Annotated in this window: 18 protein-coding genes and 1 pseudogene; 9 read left to right on the forward strand and 10 right to left on the reverse strand. The window is 47.1% G+C overall.

Annotated elements, in window-relative coordinates; translation table 11 throughout:
- Positions 1-68 precede the first annotated feature (68 nt).
- From glnE to KT99_RS11510, 3 genes and pseudogenes are all read left to right on the forward strand, one after another.
- Positions 69-2,930: a bifunctional [glutamate--ammonia ligase]-adenylyl-L-tyrosine phosphorylase/[glutamate--ammonia-ligase] adenylyltransferase gene (gene glnE / locus KT99_RS11500; RefSeq protein ID WP_005500168.1), complete on the forward strand. Its 2,862-nt coding sequence runs from the start codon at positions 69-71 to the stop codon at positions 2,928-2,930.
- A gap of 184 nt (positions 2,931-3,114) precedes the next feature.
- Positions 3,115-3,900, forward strand: coding sequence for a DUF4347 domain-containing protein (locus KT99_RS11505; RefSeq protein ID WP_005500169.1), 786 nt, complete (start codon positions 3,115-3,117; stop codon positions 3,898-3,900).
- 573 nt (positions 3,901-4,473) lie between these two features.
- Positions 4,474-4,890, forward strand: a pseudogene (locus tag KT99_RS11510) (porin); the annotation flags it as partial.
- A 58-nt stretch (positions 4,891-4,948) separates the two neighbouring features.
- Here the strand turns inward: KT99_RS11510 and KT99_RS11515 are convergent.
- Positions 4,949-5,740, reverse strand: a complete 792-nt coding sequence (locus KT99_RS11515; RefSeq protein WP_005500171.1) for an ABC transporter permease — start codon at positions 5,738-5,740, stop codon at positions 4,949-4,951.
- A 246-nt stretch (positions 5,741-5,986) separates the two neighbouring features.
- Between KT99_RS11515 and mpl the strand changes: the two genes are divergently transcribed.
- The 5 genes from mpl to KT99_RS11540 all read left to right on the forward strand — a co-directional run bounded on the left by mpl (position 5,987) and on the right by KT99_RS11540 (position 10,770).
- The gene (gene mpl / locus KT99_RS11520) at positions 5,987-7,423 is read left to right on the forward strand and encodes a UDP-N-acetylmuramate:L-alanyl-gamma-D-glutamyl-meso-diaminopimelate ligase (RefSeq protein WP_005500172.1); all 1,437 of its coding nucleotides are present in this window, start codon (positions 5,987-5,989) and stop codon (positions 7,421-7,423) included.
- A 123-nt stretch (positions 7,424-7,546) separates the two neighbouring features.
- The gene (locus KT99_RS11525) at positions 7,547-8,209 is read left to right on the forward strand and encodes a flavin prenyltransferase UbiX (RefSeq protein WP_005500173.1); all 663 of its coding nucleotides are present in this window, start codon (positions 7,547-7,549) and stop codon (positions 8,207-8,209) included.
- 41 nt (positions 8,210-8,250) lie between these two features.
- A complete protein-coding gene (gene hpt, locus KT99_RS11530) occupies positions 8,251-8,781 on the forward strand; it encodes a hypoxanthine phosphoribosyltransferase (protein WP_005500174.1) in 531 nt (176 codons plus the stop codon).
- A gap of 208 nt (positions 8,782-8,989) precedes the next feature.
- On the forward strand, positions 8,990-9,997 hold the full coding sequence (locus KT99_RS11535) for an ABC transporter ATP-binding protein (RefSeq protein WP_005500175.1): 1,008 nt from the start codon (positions 8,990-8,992) through the stop codon (positions 9,995-9,997).
- A 2-nt stretch (positions 9,998-9,999) separates the two neighbouring features.
- On the forward strand, positions 10,000-10,770 hold the full coding sequence (locus KT99_RS11540; protein ID WP_040571913.1) for an ABC transporter permease: 771 nt from the start codon (positions 10,000-10,002) through the stop codon (positions 10,768-10,770).
- Positions 10,771-10,832: 62 nt separating this feature from the next.
- On the opposite strand, the gene KT99_RS11545 is transcribed toward KT99_RS11540, so the two are convergent.
- The 9 genes from KT99_RS11545 to sfsA form a co-directional block, all read right to left on the reverse strand.
- On the reverse strand, positions 10,833-11,216 hold the full coding sequence (locus tag KT99_RS11545; protein ID WP_005500177.1) for a DUF4144 family protein: 384 nt from the start codon (positions 11,214-11,216) through the stop codon (positions 10,833-10,835).
- Between the two features lie 4 nt (positions 11,217-11,220).
- Positions 11,221-11,793, reverse strand: a complete 573-nt coding sequence (locus KT99_RS11550) for a hypothetical protein (RefSeq protein WP_005500178.1) — start codon at positions 11,791-11,793, stop codon at positions 11,221-11,223.
- A 339-nt stretch (positions 11,794-12,132) separates the two neighbouring features.
- Positions 12,133-12,978, reverse strand: a complete 846-nt coding sequence (gene panC / locus KT99_RS11555) for a pantoate--beta-alanine ligase (protein ID WP_005500183.1) — start codon at positions 12,976-12,978, stop codon at positions 12,133-12,135.
- Between the two features lie 152 nt (positions 12,979-13,130).
- A complete protein-coding gene (panB, locus tag KT99_RS11560) occupies positions 13,131-13,925 on the reverse strand; it encodes a 3-methyl-2-oxobutanoate hydroxymethyltransferase (protein ID WP_005500184.1) in 795 nt (264 codons plus the stop codon).
- An 85-nt stretch (positions 13,926-14,010) separates the two neighbouring features.
- A complete protein-coding gene (folK, locus tag KT99_RS11565) occupies positions 14,011-14,502 on the reverse strand; it encodes a 2-amino-4-hydroxy-6-hydroxymethyldihydropteridine diphosphokinase (protein WP_005500190.1) in 492 nt (163 codons plus the stop codon).
- Positions 14,502-15,977 (reverse strand): polynucleotide adenylyltransferase PcnB, encoded by a 1,476-nt coding sequence (gene pcnB / locus KT99_RS11570; RefSeq protein ID WP_420038547.1) that lies wholly within the window; start codon positions 15,975-15,977, stop codon positions 14,502-14,504. The genes folK and pcnB overlap by 1 nt, the downstream gene beginning before the upstream one ends.
- Positions 15,978-16,072: 95 nt before the next feature.
- Positions 16,073-16,945: a tRNA glutamyl-Q(34) synthetase GluQRS gene (gluQRS, locus tag KT99_RS11575; RefSeq protein ID WP_005500192.1), complete on the reverse strand. Its 873-nt coding sequence runs from the start codon at positions 16,943-16,945 to the stop codon at positions 16,073-16,075.
- A 126-nt stretch (positions 16,946-17,071) separates the two neighbouring features.
- Positions 17,072-17,515, reverse strand: a complete 444-nt coding sequence (gene dksA / locus KT99_RS11580; RefSeq protein WP_005500194.1) for an RNA polymerase-binding protein DksA — start codon at positions 17,513-17,515, stop codon at positions 17,072-17,074.
- A gap of 159 nt (positions 17,516-17,674) precedes the next feature.
- Positions 17,675-18,391: a DNA/RNA nuclease SfsA gene (gene sfsA, locus KT99_RS11585; RefSeq protein ID WP_005500196.1), complete on the reverse strand. Its 717-nt coding sequence runs from the start codon at positions 18,389-18,391 to the stop codon at positions 17,675-17,677.
- A 124-nt stretch (positions 18,392-18,515) separates the two neighbouring features.
- Here sfsA and pepB point away from each other — a divergent pair, with 124 nt between their 5' ends.
- Positions 18,516-19,793, forward strand: coding sequence for an aminopeptidase PepB (gene pepB, locus KT99_RS11590; protein ID WP_005500198.1), 1,278 nt, complete (start codon positions 18,516-18,518; stop codon positions 19,791-19,793).
- The last annotated feature ends 376 nt before the right edge of the window (positions 19,794-20,169 follow it).

Raw genomic sequence — 20,169 nt, forward strand, 5'->3', positions numbered from 1 at the left:
TTTAAGATATCTATATCACCAAAGACATAATATGTCGACAGCCAAAATTGTTAAGGATTATTATTGCCATGGGAAATATCAGTAACAAGCCCTTGTCTGCCATTATTGTTAAAGTTGCAGATCGTTACTGGCAAAGGCTGAATGAAGTCTGGCCTCAGCGCTCTGAAGAGCTCAGCCAGCAGCAGAGCGGCGAGCTTTATCGCATCATGGGACTCAGTGATTTTATTGCAGAGCAATTATGTCGCCATCCGGATTGGATCTCTCCGCTTTTTAATGGACTGCTCGATAATCTGCAACGTCAAAGTTTCGATAGAGAGGTGCATGAGCTGCTAGAGGCCTGCGTCAGTGAAGATGAAGTTAAGCTTCATCTGCGACGTTATCGAAATCGACAGATGGTGCGTTTAGCTTGGCGGGATTTCTTCGGTTATGTCAGCCTCGAAGACTCATTGTTAGATCTGTCGGCCCTGTCTGAGGCCTTGATCATTGCCGCTCGAGACTGGCTATATACTGATATGTGCAAGCAAGTCGGCACCCCCTGTGACAGTGAAGGCAATCCTCAGCCTTTACTCGTGTTAGGTATGGGTAAGCTGGGGGGGCGTGAGCTTAACTTCTCTTCCGATATCGATCTTATTTTTACCTTTCCTGAGCATGGTGAGACTCAGGGAGGACGCAGAAGCTTAGCTAATCAGCAGTTCTTCATTCGCATGGGCCAACGTCTGGTCAATCTGCTACACCAAGTTACCGTCGATGGTTTCGTCTATCGCGTCGATATGCGTCTGCGCCCCTATGGCGAGAGCGGTCCGTTAGTGGTGAGTTTCAGTGGTCTTGAGGATTATTACCAGGAGCAGGGGCGGGATTGGGAGAGATATGCCATGGTCAAGGCTAGGGCGCTTGGTCCCTGGACAGCATTTTCCGATGAGCTCCATGCCATGTTAAGGCCTTTCGTTTACCGTCGCTATATCGATTTCTCAGTCATCGAATCCCTGCGTAAGATGAAGCAACTGATCACTCAGGAAGTGAGACGCAGACAGCTCGTCGACAATATCAAGTTAGGCGCAGGTGGCATTCGAGAGGTTGAGTTTGTTATTCAGAGTTTTCAACTGATCCGTGGCGGCCGTGAGCCTTCTTTGCGTCAGCAGAGTCTGTTTGCGGCGATAGATACCCTATATAGCTTAGGACAACTCGAGTATCTGGTGGTAGATGAGCTCAAGCAGAGTTATCTACTGTTAAGGCGAGTCGAGAACCTGCTACAGGCAATAGGAGATAAACAGACCCAAACCTTGCCGGATAATGGCTTGGACTGGTATCGACTATGTCACGCTATGGGTATGGCTTCGGAGGCTGAACTCAGGACTCATATCGAGTCGGCCATGAGTAAGATCCACCGTCATTTCAAGGATACCGTTGGCGGGAATGAGCAAGATGAGAACACCGAACTTTGGACCCAAGATCTTTGGAATGTCCAGGAAGATGATCATGCTCAAAGCTTGATAAGTGAACAAGCCATTGAAGATCCCGAGCTCTGGCCCTTGCTTAAGCAATGGCGTGAAACCATAGTTAACCGTAGCATAGGCCCCCGTGGCCGGGATACCTTAGACAAGCTTATGCCTTGGCTATTGCGTGAATTTACCCATTTAGATTCTCCATCCAAGGCTTTTGCGGCAGTTTCTAAGGTGCTGGATCAGATCTTGACTCGCACAACCTATCTAGAACTCCTCTATGAAAATCCCGGGGCCCGTCAACAGTTGGTGAGTCTGTGTCAGGCGAGTCCCTGGATTGCTGAGCAGTTGTCTAAGTTTCCCATGTTACTCGATGAGCTTATCGATCCGACTCAGCTATATGACACCACTTCTCTCGATGATTATGCTAGTGAATTGAGGCAATACTTGCTGCGCGTCCCAGAGGAGGATATGGAGCAGCAGATGGAGGTTCTCAGACAGTTTAAGTTATCACAGCAGTTAAAAATTGCTGCCGCGGATGTCACCGGAGTTTTACCTGTGAGCGAGGTGAGCGATCACCTCACCCTACTTGCCGAGGCCGTTATCGAGCAAGTTGTTACTCAGGCCTGGTTACAAATTACCAGTCGTCACGGGATTCCGACTCACCTCGAAGGCGGTGATATGGGCTTTGCTGTCATAGGTTATGGTAAAGCTGGTGGGCTAGAGCTTGGGTATGGATCGGATCTCGATCTGGTGTTTTTACATAATTATTCTCGTGAGCGATGTCCTGAGCATAGTGAGACAGATGGCGCTCGTCCCATAGAGATAGGGCACTTCTATCTCAAGCTCGCTCAGCGGATTTTGCACCTGTTCTCTACCCGAACCACATCAGGTGAACTCTACGAAGTGGACATGCGTCTACGGCCATCAGGATCATCGGGTTTACTCGTAAGTGAAATAGAAAATTTTGGTTTGTATCAGCAAGAGGAAGCTTGGACCTGGGAGCATCAAGCGCTGGTTAGAGCCAGGTTTATGTTTGGTGCAAATGATCTCTCGAGTCGCTTTAGCCTGATACGTTCTCAGGTTATCGAACAGGCGCGAGATAAGCATACCTTAGCCAAAGAGGTGAGAGATATGCGAGTCAAGATGCGTGAACACCTGTTAAAAGTTGATACTAACATGTTCGATCTTAAGCAGAGTGAAGGGGGCATTGCCGATATCGAATTTATCGCCCAATATCTGGTGCTAGCCTATGCCCATGAACACGAGGAGCTGTCTACCTGGTCTGATAATCTGAGAATTTTTGAAACCTTGGGCGAACTAGAACTCTTACCTCTCATCGATGTTCAGTCACTCATTCAAGCCTACTTATTTTTGCGTGATGAGAGCCATAGGCTGGCCTTGCAACATCTTCCAGCTAAGATACTCAAGACTAAAGCTGAGGAACATGCACACCGGGTGATGGATATCTATCGCCGGGTCTTGCAATAATGCTCATTCATTTAATTTGGCTAAATTTATCATGTTTTCACTTCGCATTTTGCCATGCAATTTGTCGAAATCTAAGGGATGTTAATTTTAACTTATTACTAATATTCTGAAAAATAACTAGTAAATAACTGGCCTGCTCTATGCAACCAAGTTGAATGGTATCCTCTTCAACTTGGGGTGAACGATGAAACTTGATCTCATATATCCATGGATTATCCTGTTAACTCGATGGGTTAGCAGTTTCTTCTTGCTGTTATTCTCTGACAGACATCATCTCTCTAAACTCATTTCGAAACTCTTTTTCCGAGAAGGTGACAAGGTCACTTATCTGAGTGGTTTATTGGTGCTCATTACCTGCCTTCTGGCGGTACAACAGGCGAAAGCGGTGGAGCATAAGACTGAGTATTTACCAGCCAATATTGCTGAAACGGAGTTGATCATCATAGACTCAGCGGTGCATGATCCTTACATGCTTTATCAAGCATTAAAAGCCAAATTTAAGCAACATCTAGGTCAGAATAATAAAACTAAAATTGTCTTCCTCAGGCCTGAGCTGGAGCCCTTGCAGCAGATAAGAAACGCGATTAAAGACACCGCTGATATATCTCAGCTGTCTATCGTCTCCCATGCATCTAACGGCGCGATTTTCCTGGCAGGTAAATGGATAGATAAAGATTATATTAATCAGCATCAAGCTATGATGAGTGAGATAGGATCTAGTTTGAAAAAGGGGGCAGATCTTAAGTTATATGGTTGTAATTTAGCGTCGGGAGTGTCGGGTAAAAGTTTCGTCAACAGGGTGGCCGAACTAACTCAATTGGATGTGGCCGCTTCTACCGATACCACAGGTGGAGTTAAACAGGGTCATAACTGGAAGCTTGAGTATCAGGTGGGAAACATAGATTCTCGTTCGCTTTTTTCTGAAACACTGCCAAGGTCCTACTCATCTGCTTTAGGTTTTTCTCGCTAGTGCATTGGCATGACATTATTTGCAGTTTGCGTTGCAGGCTGATAACACCAAAATATTCTTCCTCATGTTGGGAGCCTTTCGAGTTTTATTATTTTTTTCCGAAATAAACCGTTGAAAAGCTTAGTTCATGAAATGAGCTGGCTCGTCTATTGCTTAATATTTCTTACTGCATATGATTTTTGAGGTGCATGATGAAATCGGTAACTTCGAGTAATAATAGTGACTACAAGCTAGCGCGTGACCTGGCTGTATTAAGTCTCATCAGTACCGGAGAGAAGCTCAGCTGTCGCGGCTTTCCTCAAAGAAAAAATACTCAGAATAAGAGAGAAAAACCTAGATTCACTTTTCCTTATGCTTGGCTCGGGATCTTGTGTTGTCTTTTAGGTGTGACGCTCTTGTGACTTGGGTAGAGGGCAAAAACTTTTGACTGTTCACATTGCCACCCTGGCAGTATATGTAATACCAATTCCATTAAATTTATGATCACTTATTTAATAAAACTGGTATAAGCCTGCCATCAACAATGGCTTCATCACATAAGTAAGCGGACAGCTATTTACCAAGGGACGCACTTCGTTTGTTGGCCTGGATGGCAGCTATGGCAAGGCCTTAATCGGTCATATGCCAGCTCTGGATCAGTGGGCCAATGACTATAATTTGTTTGCCGACCAGGTCGGTGATTTGGGTAATCTTTGGGAGGGCTCAGGGCTACCCGGACGTCTGGATAATGTCATCTATTATTCGACTCCTGAATTCAGTGGTTTCAATATTGCGGCAACCTATAAGTCTGAAGAAGGTGTCGACAACTCTTCCGATGAAATTATCAAGGGTAACTACGTCAATGATAATTTAAAAGTGGGCTTAGCCTACGCCAGTATAGGCCAGGGGGGCATGAGCTCGAATGATCACATCGCGGTGGCGTTCACTCTTGGCGATGACTTCGGCGATTTTACTCTGGGTGGTGGTTACCAAAATGAATCTGACATTTGACATCATCTACAAGTTTGACGTTATTTTAGCAAATTAGTTGGCTCGGCAGAGCTTGAATTTATTTATTGAATAGCCTGATTTTGATTAATCCACTGGGATCGATGCAAGATCTGATGGATAAGATCAATGACAATGTGACCGAGACTGTCAGCATCACAAATATGGCAACGAGTATGACTAGCTGATACTTAATTGCCACCATAGGGTCGCTGCCAGCTAAAATTTGCCCCGTCATCATGCCCGGCAGTGTGACTAAGCCAGTGGTGGTCATAGAGGCGAGAATGGGGGCGAAAGACTGCTTCAATGCCGACTGCATAAAGGGAAAAGCTGCCTGATAGGGGGTAACCCCTAATGCCAGCGCTCCTTCATATTGATCTTTTTGTTCCTCGAAGGCGGAAAACAATCTCTGTAGCGCGACAATATTACCGCTCAAGCAATTTCCCAATAACATGCCAGCCATAGGGATCATATATTGGGCGCTATATAGGGGGGTAGGTTGTAATAGTGCCAGCAGCAAAATGGCGATTAAAGGCGTTACTCCTACTACTAGTCCGGTAATGACGGGGAGATAGAGGCGTCGCTTTGGCAGCTTGGCACTATCGATTATGGCGCTGGCACCGATAAGCAACATTAAGGTAAGCCAAATTAAGTTGAGCGGTAAACTGTTAAGTTCAAACAGGAACTGCAGATAAAGTCCTACAAGGATTAGCTGTACTGTCATGCGTAAAACGGCTGAAATTATCTCCTTGCCGAGCGCTAACTTTAGATATCGGTTGATGAAGAAGGGAATGACCAAGATCAGCATAAACAGGGCGAGTTGAACCCAGGAGATATCAATAGTCGACTGCATATGTAAAGTTAGGGACTTATTGGTGGTTAAGAAGATCAATATCTTCTATGTCGAGCTTCCTAGCAAGGTGTTTCTTGGATTAGATACGTTTATTTGACGATATTTTTTGCATCATCGTCTTGCCTAGATCATTTCATATTTATCATATGCGTCTGGCTCCTAGCGACATTAAACCATAGTTAACTGACAAGGGTCTCCCATCCCGCTAGAATACCCCTCAGATAATTTTTCATCAGAGCCAACTCCATGCATGTACACATCTTAGGCATCTGCGGCACCTTCATGGGGGGCCTTGCACTCCTAGCAAGAGCAACCGGTCACAGGGTGACCGGTTGCGACGCTAATGTTTATCCGCCCATGAGCACTCAGCTCGAAGAGCAAGGTATCGAGCTTATTCAAGGCTTCGATCCCAGTCAGCTTGGAAAAAATGAAGATGATGCGCCGGACTTGGTGGTGATTGGCAACGCTATGAGCCGGGGAAACCCCTGCGTGGAGGCCGTGCTTAATCGCGGTATCCCTTATACCTCAGGGCCACAATTCTTGGCCGAGCATATTCTTAAGGATCGTTGGGTGCTGGCGATATCGGGGACTCATGGCAAGACCTCTACTTCGAGTATGTTGGCGTGGATCTTAGAAGATTGTGGCTATGAACCTGGCTTTCTGATTGGCGGCGTGCCGCAAAACTTCGGCGTGTCTGCGCGTCTGGGCGGCTCAGCGTTTTTCGTGGTGGAAGCCGACGAGTATGACAGTGCCTTTTTCGATAAACGCTCTAAGTTTGTCCATTATCAGCCGCGTACTCTGGTCATCAACAATCTTGAGTTCGATCACGCCGATATTTTCGATGATCTTAAGGCGATCCAACGCCAGTTTCACCATGTGATCCGTACCGTACCTGGAGAGGGTAAGATCATCTGGCCCAAAGACAGCGAGGCGGTGCAGCAAGTGATCGATATGGGCTGTTGGAGTGAGCAAGAGACTTATGCTAGACACAGTGACAGTGACAGCGGCATAGTGAGCGGCAAGGGATCGTCCGCTGCAGACAACCAAGGAACTTGGTCTAGCAAGCTTATTGCCGCTGACGGCCACCAGTTCGAGTTATTCCTCGACGGTGAATCTCAGGGGATCTTAGATTGGAGCTTGATAGGTCAGCACAATGTGGAGAATGCCACCATGGCTATTGCTGCGGCGCGTCATGTGGGCGTTAAGCCTGAATCGGCTATCCAAGCCTTGACTCAATTCGAGCCTCCTAAGCGTCGCATGGAGCTGATTGGTGAGGTAAATGGTATTGAGGTTTATGATGACTTCGCTCATCACCCTACCGCTATCGCTACCACGTTGCAGGGCTGTCGTGCCAAGGTGGGAGAAGCCAAGATAACCATTATCCTGGAGCCACGCTCCAACACCATGAAGAGTGGTGTCCACAAGGATACCTTGGCGGGTTCCATGTCCCTTGCCGACCAGGCTTATCTCTATCAGGCAGACAGTATAGATTGGGATATCGAAGCTGCGATGGCAAAAGCCGAGCTACCCGTATCTGTGCTATATGACATAGATGAGATAGTGGATGCCGTCGCTAGCAAGGCGAAGAGTGGCGACACCATCATCATCATGAGCAATGGCGGTTTCGGTGGATTGCACAAGAAGCTATTAGAGAAGTTGAATGATTCGAGTTTTAAGTCATAAGTTTTAAGTTTAAGTTGAAAAAGCTCACAGGGAATCAAGAGTGTACTGCCAATTGCCCATGCTTTGCTTACCGCTTACCGCTTACCGCTTACAGCTATAACAATTACCATTTATCGAGATTTTATGAGTTACCCAAAAAAACAAAAGTCGATCAGTTTGGCCTGGACGGGGGCCTCGGGGGCACCTTATGGGCTCAAGTTACTCGAGTGCTTGTTAGTCGCCGATTATCAGGTTTTTTTGATGATATCCAGTGCCGCACGCGTGGTGCTGGCCACCGAGGAAGGTGTTCAGTTGAGTGCCAATGGCAAAAAAGCCGAGCAACAGTTGCTTAAATTGTTTGCCGAGAGGGCCGAGTCTTCGCTTAAAGGTTCGCTACATGTGCTGGGTAAGGATGAGTGGTTCTCGCCGCCTGCATCGGGTTCGGCCGCGCCTAAGCAGATGGTGATCTGCCCTTGTAGTACAGGCACTCTAGCGGCAGTAGCCACGGGAATGAGCAATAGTTTGCTCGAACGTGCCGCCGATGTAGTCATTAAAGAACGAGGTCAGCTTATCTTAGTACCTAGGGAAACGCCCTTTAGTTCCATACATTTAGAGCATATGTTATCTCTGTCTAAGTTGGGGGTGACCATAATGCCGGCGGCTCCCGGATTTTATCATGATCCCAAATCGGTGCAAGATCTGGTAAACTTCATGGTCGCCCGAATTCTTGACCATCTGGGCGTCGAGCATGATTTAACAAATCGTTGGGGTTATGATAAATATAGCGCCGAAGATAGTAATAAATAAGACACTTTATAGAGTCAGTTGCAAGCAAAGTTGAGAGAGTTATGAAACACACAATTGAAGAGATGATCTCCGCCAAGGAGATTGAGCTAATACTGAATCAGTTAGCCGAGAAGATTAATGCTCATTATGTTGACAGCGAGCGCCTGTTGATGGTGGGCCTATTGAAAGGTTCTGTGATCTTTATGGCTGATCTCTGTCGTCTCATCAAGGGCCATGTTGAGATCGATTTCATGTCGGTTTCCAGCTATGGCAATGCCATGACTAGCACACGTGAAGTGAAGATCCTCAAGGATGTGCAGTCTGACATCAAGGGGCGTGACGTGCTGATTGTCGAAGATCTTATCGATTCGGGTCACACACTCAATAAGATCCGCGAAATGTTATTACTGCGTGAGCCAAAAAGTCTGGCGCTCTGTACTCTGCTCGATAAGCCCGAGGGCCGCGAGATTGATGTACCGATAGACTTTATCGGTCTTACCATTCCCAATGAGTTCATTGTTGGCTATGGTATCGATTATGCTGAGCAGTACCGTAATTTGCCCTATATTGCTAAAGTGATCCCTGCAGAATAAGTGCTCCAATCGGTTATCGAAGAGAGTGTTATTTTAAAAAACCCGTACTTGGCGGGTTTTTTTGTGCAAGTGTCCCAATATAAGTTCATTCAGTCTCTGAGTATCGATGCAGGTATAATGACTAGCGGCATTTACTGATGACAATAAGTTATACAATAGGACACATTCAGATTTTTCTGCCCAGTGACATAGTGGAATTAGGATATACATGGCGAATACAAAGAATCCCCCGGTTTACGCACTCGAGATCAAAGATCTAAAGAAAACCTATAAAGATGGTGTCGAGGCAGTAAAAGGGATCAGTTTGACGGTGGAAAAGGGAGACTTCTTCGCCCTGCTTGGCCCCAATGGTGCAGGAAAGTCCACCATAATCGGTGTGATTAGCTCACTGGTACAGAAGTCTTCGGGTAAGGTGTCTGTGTTTGAACACGATATCGACAAGGAACTGGAATTGGCCAAGTTGTGTATTGGCCTGGTACCTCAGGAGTTCAACTTTAACCAGTTTGAAAAAGTGCTGCAGATAGTGGTTAATCAGGCCGGCTATTATGGGGTGAAGAAAGATGTCGCCTTGCAACGCGCCGAGAAGTACCTGACTCAGCTGGATCTTTGGCAGAAACGTGATAGTCCGGCTAGAGCCTTGTCTGGTGGCATGAAGCGCCGATTGATGATAGCGCGTGCCTTAATGCATGAACCGCAACTGTTGATCTTAGATGAACCGACTGCGGGGGTCGATATTGAGCTGAGGCGCTCCATGTGGGCCTTCCTCACCGAGCTTAATGAGCAAGGTGTAACCATTATCTTGACCACTCATTACCTCGAAGAGGCCGAAATGTTGTGCCGTAATATCGGTATCATAGACAAGGGGATCTTAGTCGAATGCACCAGCATGAAATCCTTGCTGAGCCGATTAAATATGGAAACTTTCGTGTTGGATCTGGGGGCAGATTTGCGTGTCGAACCGAGTCTTGATGGTATCAAGTGTCGCCTGAGTGACCGCCATACTTTGGAAGTGGACGTGGCCAAGGAGCAGAACCTTAATGGCGTATTTTCTCAGCTCAGCGAGCTGGGCATTGAGGTGTTATCTATGCGTAATAAGGCTAACCGATTGGAGGAGCTGTTTGTGGAGCTGGTGGAGAAGGGATCCATTGAGCCAAACAAGAGTCGTGAGCAGCAGTCTGGTAAAGGAGCTTCAGCCAGTAAAGGAGCGTCATCATGAACATGAGAGCCCTGTATGCTACGGCATTTAAGAGTATTTTGACCAAAGAGATCAATCGTTTTACTCGTATCTGGGTACAAACCTTAGTGCCGCCGGCGATCAGCATGACCTTGTACTTCCTCATCTTCGGTAATCTGGTGGGTAAGCGTATAGGGGAGATGGGCGGTGTTAGTTATATGGAGTTTATCGCTCCCGGTCTGATTATGATGTCGGTGATCACCGCCTCATATTCCAACGTGGCTTCGTCATTTTTTAGCGCCAAGTTTCAGCGAAACCTGGAGGAGTTGATCGTGGCCCCCGTGCCGCACTACGTGATCATTGCCGGTTATGTGGGGGGCGGCGTTGTCCGCGGTCTGTGCGTCGGCACGATCGTGACCTTAGTGGCTATGTTCTTCGTCGATATCAGCCTGCATCATGCGGGTTTAGTGGTGCTGACTGTGTTGCTCACCTCGATCTTGTTTTCACTGGGCGGGTTAATCAACGCTATATTCGCTAATAGCTACGATGATATCAGCATAGTGCCTACCTTCGTGTTGACGCCCTTAACCTATCTCGGTGGCGTGTTCTATTCACTGTCGCTGTTACCCGATTTTTGGCAGGGCGTGTCTAAGCTGAACCCGGTGGTGTACATGATCAACGTATTTCGTTACGGTTTCTTGGGTTATGCGGACATGAGCGTGCCATTCTCCATCGCCGTGATGCTGGGTTTCTGTGTCGGCTTATGGACCTTAGCTTATTATCTGATAAGCCGTGGAATAGGCTTACGTAGTTAAAATCAGCGAGTCATAAGGTATGAGGTCCTAGGCCTCATTTCCTGTTACCTACTGGCCTTCTGCTAGCTTTCTTCTAAATACCTCATTATATCGAATACCTGCTTGACCGTATTTGCGCCTAGCTTAGCCGTGCAGCAGTGGCCTAAGGTACTGGCGTGATGTCTGACACTGCTTAGCACTTGTTTCAGTTCAAGTGGCTCGGTGGCGATTAGCCAGTTTAGATGCGGGTTCAGCTTGCCATTGTCTATGTCCTCTAATTTGAGGCGATAGGTTATCCCCGATGAGTCGAACAACTGGCTCATTGCGTCGATGTGTCCTTGGGCTTCTATCTCCCAGTCTTGTTCATTAGCAAGATAAATTAAATCATCATGGCCAGTATGGATCAATATAGCGGGCCAATGGATCTTGCTATGAATTGTCGAGGTAAGCTGAGTCGTATCTTTCATTTTATCAGTATTGCTTATTTTCTGGTGTAGGCTCGGCCTCTATCTGCATTTTATGGGTCTTGAGAAGCTTTATGCTAGTTTGATTTTTGTTGATTAGGTCGTCAAAATAGCTATTCATCTCTTCGATCGCAGTAAGATATTCTCGGTCACTTTTATCCTTTTTTTCCCAATAGTGCTTACGTTCAATTTTTTGTAATTCACTGGATTTTACGATATCAAAATAACTGAGTTCCTGGTTTAATCGGTAGATTTCGCCATCGAGTCGATGCAGTAATTTCTCCTTCGAGATTGCATGCATACTCATTAGAGCTTGCATAGGGTCGAGTTTATGCTCGCGTTTATCTGAATCTGTTTCTGTGGTGATCCCGAGTGCATACTCTATCTTATACTGACTAAATTCTTTTGGGCATATCATCTGGCTAAAGATCACTTTATTGTCTTTGACGCATTTGTAAATACTATTGGCCTGAGCCGAATTAACCAGAATAATCGATAATAGACAAGCCAGCAAAAGGTAACTGAACCTAAATTGATTGGGGAGGAATTGGGTTATTTTAGTTTGGATCTCTCTTGCCATTAGGCTTAACTTCCTTTGTTATACCATTCCATGTCCCGATCAATAATTTAAGGGCCAAGGTTTAGCTGACTGTTTATTGGGTATACGTCCAAATATCCTTCAGTCGTGCCGTTATTTTAGCATTATTATTTTCATTGATAATGAGAGCAATACTATGACGTAAGTTTTTCGATAAAACCAGCTTTTAAAAGTTGAAATTTGTTCTGCTGAGCCAAGTTTTAGATTAGTTTTTAACAGAAATATTTAAGAATAATCAGGAGGATGTGAGCACAGATATTTACCAAGAAAATTAAAGGGCACCCTTTGATGCCCTGAACTGATGCTACTGCGGGAAGTTCGTTAGCGCTCGAAGCAGAGATTATCGATCAAGCGGGTTGTGCCCATATAGGCTGCGGCAACAATCACTAAGGCTTGTTGTTCTGCACTGACTGGCGATAGGTCGGTGGAGCTGCGCACCTCTAGATAGTCAGGCTTGAAACCTGCCTCTATGAGTTTAGCTAGGGCCTTGGCAATAACGTCTACAATAGCCTGACCAGATTGAATTTCTGCAGACATGGTATCCATTACCTGTTTTAGTGTCGCGGCGCGCACTTTCTGCGACTGATTCAGGTAACCATTGCGAGAACTCATGGCCAGGCCCGACTCTTCACGTATGGTTTCTACGCCTATTATTTCGATAGGCATAGAAAGATCTTCGACCATGGTCTTGATAATCAGAAGCTGCTGAAAGTCTTTTTTGCCAAATAGGGCAACATCGGGTTGGACGATATTAAATAGCTTGCACACTATGGTCGCGACGCCGCGAAAGTGACCCGGACGGCTTACGCCACACAGTTCATCACCGATCTTGGGAACTTCGACATAGGTCTGCTGTTCCATGCCCTTGGGATAGATGATTTTGGGGGTAGGAGTAAACAGCAATTCAGCCCCAGCATCTGTCAGCGCCAGTTGATCGGCGACCAATGTTTTAGGGTAAGCATCGAGATCTTCATTCTGACCGAACTGCATAGGGTTAACGAAAATAGAGGCGACCACATGATCGGCTCGTTTTACCGCTTCTTTGATCAGAGTGATATGGCCTAAGTGCAAGTTGCCCATAGTGGGGACGAAGGCGACGGTTTCGCCCTTTGCGTGCCAGGCACGAACTTGCTCACGTATTTGTGTTATCTCTTGGGTGGTGATCATCTTGATTGGGCCTGTTACTGCTCTAAGATAAGGCCTGCCTGATGGCAATCCTTAGCTATCGTCTTATTCTTAGTTATCAGTATCACCGACTAGAACTTGTGTCATGCCGGCAACGTTGTTTCATTTTTTAGCTAAAGGAACAAAATTGTTGTCTAGCTAAATGTATGCTCACTGCCGGGGAATATTCCTTTCTCGACTTCATCGATATAAGCACGAATGGCCTCACGAATTTCACCGGTCTGCTTAAGATAATTCTTAGAGAAGCGAGGAATATAGCCACTGGAGATCCCGAGTAGGTCATGCATGACCAAGATCTGCCCATCTGTATCGGCGCCAGCACCTATACCTATCACAGGGATCGTCAGGGCTTCACTGATGGCCTTTGCTAATGGCGCCGGAATACACTCGACGACCAATAGCTGAGCGCCGGCGGCTTCTATCGCTTTGGCTTCATCTAAGATGCGCTGAGCATTGTTCGCATCACGCCCCTGGATCTTAAAACCACCGAATACATGTACTGACTGAGGCGTAAGACCCAAGTGAGCACACACTGGAATGCCACGTTCGGTGAGTTTTGTCACTGTTTCTAACAGCCAGTGGCCGCCTTCAACCTTGACCATGTTGGCACCAGCTTGCATCAGAATAGCGGCATTGGTCATTGCCTGTTCTGGAGTGGCATAGCTCATAAAGGGCATGTCGGCAATAAGTAGAGCACGCTTTACTCCGCGACGAACACAGCGAGTGTGATAGGCGATATCTTCGACCGAGACCGGCAGAGTATCATCATGTCCTTGAAGCACCATGCCCATAGAGTCACCTACGAGTAATACATCGACGCCTTCACTGTCGAAGGCGCTGGCAAAACTTGCATCATAGGCCGTGAGTGAAGTGAACTTTTTACCTTCCTGCTTAAACTTGAGCAGGGTAGAGCTAGTTATCTTAGACATAGTGACTTTCTTAAATCTGATTAAAAAACGGTTATGAATTCTTGCTAGAGAGTTGTTATAAGCTAACTCCCATCAGAGTTCAATACTATCTGACTATTTGTTCTAATTCTGCTGCCAAACCCGCATCGATAAGTTCGTTGAGTGCTGTGCCACATGGCAGTGTTAGCTCAGGTGCTATCTCGGCGAGGGGGATAAGCACGAAGCTGCGCTGTTTCATACCATAGTGGGGAACTGTGAGTCTGGGAGTCTCTATGGTCTGATTGTCGTAGAGTAAGAGGTCGAGATCTAAAGTGCGTGGTCCCCAACGTGCTAATCTGACCCGCCCCTGCTCATTCTCTATCTGCTGTAATGCGTCCAATAGCTCGAAGGGATCTAGGCGAGTATGGAAGCAGGCAACGGCATTAACATAATCGGGCTGGACTACATCGCCCATGGGGGCCGAGCGATAGTAAGAGGATATTGTGAGTGCGGGCGTAATATTCGAGTCAGCCAGCTCGAGCAGAGCCTTACAGGCGCTGTCGAGCTGAGATTCGGGCTCTGTCAGGTTTGCCCCGAGAGCAAGATAAACCTTGGCCATTAGCCGGCTGGCTTATCCGTTGATGGGGAGCTAGCTTGATTGTCCGCTGGCTTCTCGGTCGATTGGCTGCTTGACTGCTCGCCTGAGTCAGGTGATGTCCTCTTGGCCGATGGCTTACGACGACGGCGCTGATTCGAGCTACGATTTCGACTGCCATTGTTGACTGAGCGAGCGATGACGCTACGTTGCTCTTCGCCACCTTCGACAAAGCTCTTCCACCAAGCGGCAGATTTAGCCACTGCGCTACCTTCTGCGCTTGCTCTAAGCAATAACAGATCATAGGCTGCGCGGAATTTAGGATGTTCGATAAACTTGAAGGCACGCGTACCTTGGTTACGATCGAACCTTAACTGTAGCTGCCAGATATCTTTCGCCGGGGTACTAAAGCGGCGTGGGATACTGATGGTACTACACTGCTGTTCCATCACGTCGCCCATGGCGGCATAATAAGCATCGTAGAGACTTAAGCCACCCTCTAAGGCGATGTCATCGGCACGTTGGCTGAGAGGGTACCAGAGAATAGCGGCGTAGAAGAATGCTGGAGTGACCGTTTTTTCGGCTTTTACCCGAGCATCGATGCTCTCCATTATGCTCTGCATCATCTTGGCCGCCGGGCCTTCAGGCTCATCGACTAGCAGACTATTGACCAGAGGGAATAGCGGTTCAAACAGGCCAAAGTCACGCATCATGTTGAAGTTGTTCTGTGCTTGGCCATTGAAGAAGAGTTTAAGGATCTCTTCATACATGCGGGCTGCAGGAATATCTTTCAGCAGAGGTGCCAATTCAGAGATAGGTGAAGCTGTGTCTTTCTCTATGGTCATACCAAGCTTAGTAGCGAAGCGCACGGCTCTGAGCATACGCACAGGGTCTTCACGGTAGCGGGTATTGGGATCGCCTATCATTCTGATGGTACGAGACTGAAGGTCTTGTAGGCCACCACCATAACTGTGAATGGAGAAGTCACTGATGTCGTAATAGAGGGCATTGACGGTGAAGTCACGACGCTCGGCATCTTCATCTATGGTGCCGTAGACGTTATCACGCAGCAATCGCCCTTCGGCATTGGTCTTGGAGATCTTTTCACCCGAGTCCACATGATGGCCACGTAGAGTGGCGACTTCGATCACATCACGGCCGAAGACGATATGGGCCAGACGGAAGCGTCTGCCAATGAGTCGACAATTACGGAACAGCCCCTTGATCTCTTCAGGCGTGGCATTGGTGACCACATCAAAATCTTTAGGTTGAAACCCCAGGAGAATATCACGCACGCCGCCACCGACCAGATACGCCTTAAAGCCAGACTTATGTAGGCGATAGAGTACCTTTATGGCATTTTCGCTCATCTGTCTCCGAGAAATAGTGTGATCTTGTCTCGGGACAACCTCCAGACTTAGGCCTGAATTTATCGTTTCTTCAGTCGTCTGTTTGTTATCAAATAACTGTTTACAGAATTTGCTAATACGGCGAAAAATGGGACACCTCGGAATTGCATCAGTGCTGTGCAAAAGTACTATGGGTTACAACAAGGCGGCTATGATACCCCAAATGTAACCTAATGAGTATATTCTTACGTTTGGATGATTTCTGTTTGATTGGGGACTAAGGATAGCTCGAATTGTGCGACGGCTTGAGTGACCATTTTTGCCATTTTCTGCTCCGGGGTTACCTGGGCCTGGCCTAAAAAAGCTAAGGCGGCATTGAAGCTTGCCTGGGGCTGCGCTTTATCTATGGCGGGGGCATGGTTCTGTTTCGAGAGTTTCATGCCTGGCTCTGTGCAGACCAGAGGTAAGTGAAGCCATGTTGGCGGCGTCTGCTCAAACATCTGAAACAGACTTATCTGTCTGCAAGTGGGGATGAGCAAGTCACTGCCTCTTGTCACCTCGGTGATTTGTTGGAGGGCATCGTCCATTACCACTGCCAATTGATAGGCATATAAACCGTCGCTACGCTTGATGATGAAGTCTTCGGTGGCAAAGTCTTTATCTACTTTGATCTCTCCCATCAGCAGATCATTAAACCTGTCAATACCAGCACTATTGCGGATGCGAATGGCGCCGCGGTGGTGTGGCTTAGTGAGTCGACCACAACGTCCATCATAGGTACCGCCCATGGCTTTGATCTGTTTACGGCTGCATTGACAGAAATACGCCTTGTCCTGTGCCATCAACGTGTCTATTTGGCTCTGATAAGCATAGATACGGTCACTTTGATACAAGACATCGCCATCCCAATGAAGTCCGTAAGCCTCTAAGGTGCGTAAGATATCATCTGTTGCCCCAGCTATTTCACGAGGAGGATCGATATCTTCGATACGAACCAGCCATTGGCCGTTTTGTGAGCGGGCACGCAAATAACTGCCCAGAGCGGCAACGAGAGAACCAAGGTGTAGGGGGCCCGAAGGAGAGGGGGCAAATCGGCCAATATATTGTTGGTGATTCAAATCATTTCACCTAAGAAAAAATAACTAAGGCTGAATTATTGAGGGGAGGAATTAGAGCGGGGAGGACCCCCGCTTTATTTGCTTATGCTTACTTAGAGATTTAAGTAAGTAAGTAAGAAAGCAAGATTAACCAGCCATCTGCTTTTCTTTAATCTCGGCAAGTGTTTTACAGTCGATACACTGATCGGCTGTTGGACGGGCTTCTAAACGGCGGATGCCGATTTCGATACCACAAGAATCACAGAAACCAAAATCATCGTCTTCAATCTTTTGCAGTGTTTTCTCGATCTTCTTGATCAATTTACGTTCTCTATCACGAGCTCGAAGTTCGAGACTGAACTCCTCTTCTTGTGCTGCGCGGTCTACAGGGTCTGGAAAATTAGCCGCTTCGTCTTGCATGTGGCTAAGAGTACGATCGACCTCCTCACGCAATTGATTACGCCAAGCATCCAGAATCTTTCTGAAGTGGCTCGACTGATCTGCGTTCATGTATTCCTCACCAGATTTTTTCTGATAAGGTTCTACACCTGCGATAGCGAGCACGCCGAGTTTTTTAGTGCCTTCTGGCATAACGCATCTCCTGTTAATCATTTGCGTTGTAGGGCGCTTGTATTTTAAGGCCGATATCTATATCAGAAACTGATAGAGCAAGCAAACTTTTTATGTTGCAGTAATGATATTCCTTGACTATGTTCCCTATTGTTAATTAATTCAACTTATACTACCGATTTAGAGTTTGACAGGACAGGATTTAATCAAGGAGGAGCAATTTGGCGACATTTCTGCACAATATGCTAATATTTCGACGCCAGATTGATGTGCCTTGGTGAGGAGTCGAGCATATTCCGCATCGATATGCGCGGCCGCCTGTACCGAGTCGATTCCTGTGTGCTGCACCACAAAAAGCAGCACGCCTCTATGGCCTAAAGTGACCATCTCCATCAACTCGCGAAGATGCTTCTGTCCGCGGCTAGTGACAGCGTCGGGAAAGTAGCCTTGGCCCTCCTCTAATAAGGTGCAACTTTTTACCTCTATATAACAGTCTTGCTTAGGACTCGTTGTCGATTCGTCCCGTAACAGAATATCGATACGGCTATTTTCACTGCCGTATTTTACTTCACGCTTAAGATAACTATACCCCTGCAGCTCGGTGATGACACCAGCTCTAATGGCATCCTCTGCCAGCTGATTGGCTCTGCCGGTATTGATGCCGATAAGGTGACCTTGGTCGGACTCGGCCAGCTCCCAGGTGCGTGAGTATTTACGTTTAGGGTTATCCGAGATGGAAAACCAGACTCTTTTACCCTCAAACAGACAGTTTCTCATGGAGCCGGTATTAGGGCAGTGTATGGTGACCTTGCTGCCATCTTCGAGTTCGATATCCGTAAGGAAGCGTTGGTATCTTTTTATTAATTTTCCTTGTTGGAATGAGGGAGTGAATTCCATGAGTTGAGATCCGCTATTATTGGAATAATGGCACAAGGTTATCAGCTTTTAACTGTCGGTATCTGACTCTATGAAGTAAACTTCGTGCAAAATGAAATAAGCAATAGTCTAGGAAGGAACACCCATGACAGATTTAATGAAAGTTATCCTTACCAAAGATGCACCGGCCGCTCATTGGGGTAAGGCTGATGTTACTTTTAGTAATGATCTGGCGACGATTCATCTCCAAGGTGACGATGAGTTGCGTCAGATCCAACAAGCGGCACGTAAACTGCGTAGCCAAGGTTTATCGACCATAGCCCTTGAAGGTGAATTGTGGAATGTGGACTCTCAGTGGGCCTTCTCCCTGGGTTTTACCACGGCTAAATCTGAACCTGAGATTCGTTGGACTGGTGATGATTCGGTTCAAACTGAACTGCAAAACCGCCTTGAGAGTGCTGGTTTTGCGCGCTATTTGATCAATGAAACCCCTGAAAATTTAGCGCCCGTTAAGTTAGCTATTCTAGCAGCCCATTGGTTATCTGAGATCGGCGGCACCAAGGTGACTTACCGTATCATCGAAGGCCAAGAGCTTTTAGAGCAGAAATGGGTAGGTATTCATGCTGTGGGTCGTGGCAGTGAACGTCCACCTGCCATGCTTGAACTCGATTACAACCCGCTAGGAGAAGATGCTCCAGTATCTGTGGCCTTAGTGGGTAAAGGCATTACATTCGACTCCGGCGGCTACAGCATCAAGGCCTCGGAAGGCATGTTGGGAATGAAGTGTGACATGGGCGGCGCATCTACCGTGACCGCGGCGCTCGGTTTGGCGATGAAACAAGGCTTGAACAAGCGTGTGAAGCTGTTCCTTTGCTGCGCCGAGAACCTGATCAGTGGTCATGCCTATAAGCTTGGCGATATCTTGACCTATAAAAATGGTGTTACCGTCGAAGTGGTCAATACCGATGCCGAAGGACGCCTGGTGTTGGCCGATGGCTTACAAGCGGCATCAGCCTCGGGTGCTGAATTGATCATAGATGCAGCGACCTTAACTGGCGCGGCTGTGATGGCGGTCGGGACTAATTACAATGCTATCTTCTCTCCATCGAGTGAAGTGCTTGCTATGGCACAAGCAAAAGCTGCCGAAGTGGGTGAGCGTGTTTGGCCTCTGCCGTTAGATCCTTGGCATCGTGAGATGTGTCCATCTGCCTATGCCGATACGGCGAACAGTCGTCCGATGAAAGGTGGCGGCGCCGGTGGCGCCTCCAATGCTGCAGGCTTCCTGTGGCATTTCGTGTCACCGGATGTGAAATGGCTGCATATGGATCTGGCTTCTGCCTTTGCCGACTCTGCAAATAATCTTTGGGCCGCAGGTGGTACCACACACGGTATGCTGACCATAGCGAGCATGCTTCAGGACTAATCTTAAACCGGAGCCCAGTGGCTCCGGATTTTTTGCACACATTTTTCATCTTAAACTGAAAATTGAGCTTGTTAGATATCATAGGTGCGGCGACGGTGCGTTTAGTGGCGACTGAGCCTCACTCGAATGCAGATAGTCTTGTGGCAGGGTGAATTTCATCGGTCTCTATTGTGTTGGATAGCAATTCAATATTTGTCATTCCCGTAATGCTTGTGGGCGGGAATCTATTGATTTTATATAGGGCAAGTTCGATAAAATATGTCCATATACAAGTGCCAGTTCAGCCAATTATGTCCCTATAAAAATGCCAGTTCAGCATCCATGCTTCTCGTTCATGAAAAATAGAGACGAAAAATAGAGACAGGCATTGTTAATT

This window comes from Shewanella benthica KT99 (genome assembly GCF_000172075.1).
In the GTDB taxonomy this organism is placed as follows: Bacteria; Pseudomonadota; Gammaproteobacteria; order Enterobacterales; family Shewanellaceae; genus Shewanella; species Shewanella benthica_A.